Genomic DNA, 806 nt, shown 5'->3' with positions numbered 1-806 from the left:
TCATTTTCGCAACGTCGGTCGCGTACTCGGTGGAACGCGAGTCCAGCGGGTTGCTGATGGTGAAACCAACCTGGTTGTTGATCACGATGTGCACGGTACCGCCGGTTTTGAAACCGCGGGTCTGCGACATCTGGAAGGTTTCCATCACCACGCCCTGGCCGGCAAATGCCGCGTCGCCGTGGATGGAGATTGGCAGAACCTTCTCACCGGTAGGGTCGTTACGACGATCCTGACGGGCACGAACCGAACCCTCAACCACCGGGGAAACGATTTCCAGGTGGGACGGGTTGAACGCCATGGCCAGGTGAACTTCACCACCGGTGGTCATCACGTTGGACGAGAAGCCCTGGTGATATTTAACGTCACCGGAACCCAGCTCGACCTTCTTCTTGCCTTCGAACTCGTCGAACAGCTCGCGCGGGTTCTTGCCGAAGGTGTTGACCAGCACGTTGAGACGGCCACGGTGGGCCATGCCGATCACGACTTCCTTGGTGCCATACGAACCGGAACGCTGGATCAGCTCATCGAGCATCGGAATCAGGCTTTCGCCGCCTTCCAGACCGAAACGCTTGGTACCCGGGTATTTGGTGCCCAGGTATTTTTCCAGACCTTCGCCGGCGGTGACGCGCTCGAGCAGGTGGCTCTTGATGTCGGCGGAGTACGTTGGACGGCCGCGCACGCTTTCCAGACGCTGCTGGAACCAGTGACGCTGCTCGGAATCGGTGATGTGCGTGAATTCAGCGCCGATGGTGCGGCAATATGTCTGCTGCAACGCTTCGTGAATTTCGCGTAGGCTCGCTTCCTCT

Annotated in this window: 1 protein-coding gene; it reads right to left on the bottom strand. The window is 59.1% G+C overall.

Translation table 11 applies throughout. The features are described 5' to 3' along the window. On the bottom strand, positions 1-806 hold an 806-nt coding region (locus tag ACIQVE_RS29040), incomplete at both ends, for a thiamine pyrophosphate-dependent enzyme (RefSeq protein ID WP_402815327.1).

It is taken from the genome of Pseudomonas sp. NPDC098747 (genome assembly GCF_044760045.1).
In the GTDB taxonomy this organism is placed as follows: domain Bacteria; phylum Pseudomonadota; class Gammaproteobacteria; order Pseudomonadales; family Pseudomonadaceae; genus Aquipseudomonas.
This window is presented reverse-complemented; position numbering and strand designations above follow the sequence as displayed.